This window comes from Rhodococcus sp. CX, assembly GCF_015865005.1.
GTDB lineage: Bacteria > Actinomycetota > Actinomycetes > Mycobacteriales > Mycobacteriaceae > Rhodococcus.
Genome location: NZ_JADZGH010000269.1, coordinates 55,201 through 60,261, shown reverse-complemented (window position 1 = coordinate 60,261; position 5,061 = coordinate 55,201). Strand labels below are relative to the sequence as shown.

At 67.6% G+C, this 5,061-nt stretch carries 5 protein-coding genes; all 5 read right to left on the bottom strand.

The window, feature by feature from the left end:
* Window positions 1-830, bottom strand: an 830-nt coding sequence (locus I0Q12_RS30195; protein ID WP_231611746.1) for a thiolase family protein, incomplete at its 3' end; no start/stop codon positions are given.
* Between the two features lie 42 nt (window positions 831-872).
* Window positions 873-1,682 carry an enoyl-CoA hydratase/isomerase family protein gene (locus I0Q12_RS30190; protein WP_197257522.1) on the bottom strand — a complete coding sequence of 270 codons (810 nt, stop codon included), beginning with the start codon at window positions 1,680-1,682 and terminating at the stop codon, window positions 873-875.
* Window positions 1,679-2,920: a CaiB/BaiF CoA-transferase family protein gene (locus I0Q12_RS30185; protein WP_197257520.1), complete on the bottom strand. Its 1,242-nt coding sequence runs from the start codon at window positions 2,918-2,920 to the stop codon at window positions 1,679-1,681. The genes I0Q12_RS30190 and I0Q12_RS30185 overlap by 4 nt, the downstream gene beginning before the upstream one ends.
* The gene (locus I0Q12_RS30180; RefSeq protein ID WP_197257518.1) at window positions 2,920-3,687 is read right to left on the bottom strand and encodes an SDR family NAD(P)-dependent oxidoreductase; all 768 of its coding nucleotides are present in this window, start codon (window positions 3,685-3,687) and stop codon (window positions 2,920-2,922) included. The genes I0Q12_RS30185 and I0Q12_RS30180 overlap by 1 nt, the downstream gene beginning before the upstream one ends.
* Entirely contained in the window at window positions 3,687-4,853 is a 1,167-nt protein-coding gene (locus I0Q12_RS30175) for an acyl-CoA dehydrogenase family protein (protein WP_197257624.1), read from the bottom strand. Before I0Q12_RS30175 ends, I0Q12_RS30180 begins: the two co-directional genes overlap by 1 nt.
* Window positions 4,854-5,061: the final 208 nt, after the last annotated feature.

The following is a 5,061-nucleotide window of genomic DNA, read 5'->3' as shown; positions in this document are numbered from 1 at the left end:
AGCATGAGCACCGGATCGGAACCGGCGACCACACCGGCGCGGTACCGCACGATCGGGGTGAGACCCAGTTCGCGCGCCTTCTCCGGCGTGGTGACCAGCAGCGCCGCGGCGCCGTCGGCGATCTGCGAGGAGTTCCCCGCGTGGATCACCCCGTCCTCCTTGAACACCGGCTTCAGGCCCGCGAGCTTCTCGACGGTCGTCCCGCGCCGCAGCCCCTCGTCGCGCGCGACCGTCCCGTCCGCGGTCTCGACCGGCACGATCTGGGCGTCGAACGCACCCCGGTCGATCGCCGCCGCCGCCCACTCGTGGGACTGCGCCGACAGTTCGTCGAGCCGGGTCCGCGAGAACCCCCACTTCTCGGCGATCATCTCGGCGCCGATGCCCTGGTTGAACTGGAAATTGTCGTAGCGGGCGAGCGCGCGCGGCCCGTACGGCATGCCGTCGGCCCTCGCCGCGCCGAGCGGCACCCGGCTCATCGACTCGACACCGCCGGCGACCACGACGTCCTGCTGCCCGGACATGACCGCGTGCACGGCGAAGTCCAGGGCCTGCTGGCTCGACCCGCACGCCCGGTTCACCGAGGTGCCGGGAATGCTCTCCGGCCAGCCCGCCGCGAGCACCGAGTACCGGCCGATGTTGCTGGACTGGTCGCCGATCTGGGACACACAACCCCACACCACGTCGTCGACGATCACCGGGTCGATCCCGGTGCGCTCCGCGAGGGCCGTGAGCACCGCCGCCGACAGGTCCGCCGGGTGCACACCCGCCAGCCCGCCGTTGCGCTTGCCGACCGGTGTCCGGACCGCCTCCGCGATCACCACTTCACGCATCTACTTCTCCCAATTCGTCATCCGAGGACACGTCCCGCGGCGCTACTGTGCGCGGCTGACCGTCCACTGTCCCGTGAATCGCGGTTCCCGCTTCTCGACGAACGCCGAGAACGCCTCCGGCGCGTCGGCCGTCGCGAAATTCATTGCCTGCGCCCGCGTCTCGTTCGCGAGGGCGTCGCGCAGCGTCCGGTCGGCACCCTCGTTGAGCAGTGCCTTGGTCTGGGCGAGCGCAACCGGCGGCCCCGCGACGAGTTTGCGTGCGAGTTCGTCGACGAACCGGTCGATTTCGTCGCCCGGCACCACCCACGTCACGAGATTCATCGCGTGTGCCTGCTCGGCATCGATCGTCTCCGCGAGCAATGTCAGGCGCTTCGCCTGCTGAAGGCCGACGAGCTTCGGCAACAGCCACGATCCGCCGAGATCCAGTGACAGACCCCGCTTCGTGAAGATCTGCGAGAACGTGGATTCCGGGGTGGCCACCACCAGGTCGCACCCGAGCGCCAGATTCCAGCCCGCACCCACCGCGACACCGTTGACCTTGGCCACGGTCGGCACCGGCAGTTCGTGCAACAGCAGGGCGACGTCGGTCAGCACCCGCATCTTGCGCATCGGGTGGGCGGTACCGGGATTCGCGATGTCCGCACCCGAGCAGAACGCGCCGGCGGCACCGGTGATCACGACGGCACGCACGTCCGGATCGGTCCCGGCGTCGTCGAGTGCGTCGCGCAGGCACCCCCACAGTTCGGTGTCGATCGCGTTCTTCCGACGCGGACGGTTCAACGTCAGTGTCCGCACGCCGTCGCGGTCGTCACGCAACAGCACCGGCCCCTCGGACCGGGAATCGCCGGTCACCGCCGGTACTCCGGGCCGATTGCGCCCCGCCGGCGCAGTTCCTCGATCTCGGACGGCGAGTATCCGAAGTCGGCCAGCACGCGGTCGGTGTGCTCACCGAGGCCGGGGACCTGGTCCATCCTCAGTTCGCGCCCGGCGATGATCGGCGGTGGCAGGATCGCCTGGATCGAACCGGCAGGCGTGTCGATCGTCCGCCACCGGTCGCGCTCGCTCAACTGGGGATGAGCAAGCACTTCACTCGGAATGTTGTAGCGCGAGTTGCCGATTCCCGCTTCGTCGGCCGCCTTCTGTACGTGGGCGAGATCGTGGCGGGCGCACCACTCGCCGATCGCCTCGTCGAGCACGGCACGGTTTCGGACACGGTCGGAGTTGGTCCGGAACCGTTCGTCGTCCGCCAGATCGTCGCGCTGCAGGATCTCCCGGGCGAGCCGTTGCCATTCCCGGTCGTTCGTCGTGCCCAGAACCACCGTCTGCTCGTCCGCCGTGCGGTAGGCGCCGTAGGGTGCGACCGCGGGCGAACTCATCCCGAGCGGCTGCTGGTTCACGCCCGAATGCTGGGTGTAGGTCAGGGGGTAGCCCATCATGTCGGTCATCGTGTCGAACAGACTCACCGACACCGCCTCGAGACCGCGGTTGCTTTCGGGATTCCGCGCCTTGCCGAGCAACAACGCCAGAATCGACAGGGCCGAGTACAGGCCGGTCGAGATGTCCGCGAAGGGCGGGCCGGGTTTCGCCGGCTCACCCGGGAAGCCGGTCACCGCACACGATCCCGCTTCCGCCTGCACGAGAAGGTCGTACGCACGCTTGTGCGACAGCGGTCCCCCGGAGCCGTAGCCGTCGATCTCGACGACGATCAGCTCGGGGTAACGCTTCTCGAGTTCCGCGGCGGTCAATCCGAGGCGCGCGGTCGCACCGGGCGCGAGGTTGGACACGAGCGCGTCCGCCGACGCCAGCAGCCGGTGCAGCACGTCCAGGCCGGCATCGGATTTCAGGTCGAGCGTGACCGACTCCTTGCCCCGGTTCGCCCACACGAAATGCGCGGCGAGACCACCCACCACATCGTCGTAGTCCCGGGCGAAGTCCCCGCCCTTCGGGTTCTCCACCTTGATGACGCGGGCACCGAAGTCGGCGAGCACCCGCGTGGCCATCGGCGCCGAGACCGCCTGTTCGAGGGTGACGACGGTGACCCCGTCGAGCGGACCGGCCGCGGCACCGGCGGATGCCGGTTCCGGTGTCATCACATCACCATTCCACCGTCCACCGGCAGCACCTGGCCGGTGACGAAGGAGGCGGCATCGGACGCGAGGAACACGAAGGCTCCCGCAACCTCCGACGGTTCTGCCCATCGGCGCAGCGGAATTCGGTTGAGCATCTGCTCGGCGAACTTCGCGTCGGTGCGGATGGTGTTCGTCATCGGGGTGGCCGCGAGCGGTGCAATGGCGTTGACGAGGATGTTCTTGCGGGCCAGTTCGCGCGCCAGGGACTTGGTGATACCGATGATGCCGGCCTTCGCCGCGGAATAGTTCACCTGACCGAGCGTTCCCGTGATTCCGGCGGACGACGTGACGTTGATGATCCGGCCGGTGCCGTCGGTCGGGAGGAACGGCAGCGCTGCCTTGGCGCAGTTGAACGCGCCCAGCAGGTGGATGTCGAGCATCTTCTGGACACTCTCGGTCTCGAGGTCCTTGAACATCGCCGGTTCGGTGACCCCGGCGTTGTTCACCAGGATGTGCAGCGCGCCCTGGCCGAACCCGGCGGCACGGGCCGCGGCGGCGTCGGCGGCGGCGCGGTCGCGCACGTCGAGTCCGACGCTGTCGGCCTTGCCGCCGTTCGCGGTGATGCGCTCGGCGACGGCGGCCGCGGCGTCGGGGTCGATGTCGGTCACCATCACCGAGGCACCGGCTGCGGCGAGCGCCTCGGCGACCGCGGCGCCGATACCACCGGCGGCACCGGTCACCAGCGCCGACCGGCCGGTCAGGTCGAACAACGGATTGTTTCCTGCCATCAGTAGCTCCTCGGCATTCCCAAAGTGTGTGATCCCAGATAGTTCAAAATCATTTCCTGGCTGATCGGGGCGATGCGCATGACCCGAGCCTCACGGAAGTAGCGGGCGACGTTGTACTCCTCCGAGTACCCCATCCCGCCGTGCGTCTGCAGCGCGCGGTCGGCAGCGGTGAAACCTGCTTCGGCACAGAGATATTTGGCGGTGTTCGCCTCACGTCCGCAGGGCTTGCCGTTGTCGTAGAGCCAGGTTGCCTTGCGCAACACCAGTTCTGCGGCGTCGAGATGCGCCAGCGAGTCCGCGAGCGGGAACTGGATTCCCTGGTTCATGCCGATCGGCCGGCCGAACACCTCACGTTCGTTGCCGTACTTGACGGCTCGGTCCAGAGCGACCCTTCCGATGCCGAGAGCCTCGGCTGCGATGAGCATACGCTCCGGATTCAGACCGTCCAAGAGATACTGGAATCCCTTGCCTTCCTCGCCGACCCGGTCCTCGACGGGGACCCGGAGATCGTCGATGAACAGCTCGTTGGAGGACACCGCGTTGCGCCCCATCTTCCGGATCGGCCGGACCTCGACGCGGCTTCGATCCAGATCGGTGAGGAACAGCGTCATGCCGTCGGTCTTCTTCTCGACCTCGTCGTAACGCTGGGTTCGGGTCAGGAGGAGGATCTTCTCTGACTCCATCGCCTTGGAGATCCACACCTTGCGCCCGTTGACGATGTAGTGGTCGCCCTCGCGGCGAGCGAAGGTGGTGATGCGCGAGGTGTCCAGTCCCGCACCGGGTTCGGTGACACCGAAGCACACGTGCAGATCGCCGCTGGCGACCCGCGGCAGGGTCCGCTGCTTCAACTCGTCGGATCCGTGCACCACGACCGGATGCATCCCGAAGATGGACAGGTGGATCGCGGTCGCGGCGTTCATGCCACCGCCGGATCGCGCGACCTCTTCGAGAAGAATGGACGCCTCGGTGATGCCGAGGCCGTGCCCGCCGTACTCCTCCGGTGTGGTGATGCCGAGCCACCCGCCGTCGGCGAGCGCCTTGTAGTACTCCGTCGGAAATTCGTGCGCGAGGTCCTTTTCCATCCAGTACTGGTCGCCGAAGTTCTTCATCAGCTCGGCGACCGACTTGCGGATCAGTTCCTGGTCCTCGGTCAGCTCGAAACTCATGCCACCGGGCACAGCCATGTTCTCAACTTCTTTCGTCGGTTTCTCGTGGGGCCGCCGGATCGGGTCCGGCGACCCCACGGGACGTGATCGTCGGTACTCAGTCGGAGGCGGGAAGGGCCTTGGCCGCCTTGACGGTCAGCGGAACTCCGTTGTAGGTCAGTTCGCCCACACCCGGCGAGGTGCACAGGACCTCGAGGGTGTCGTTCTC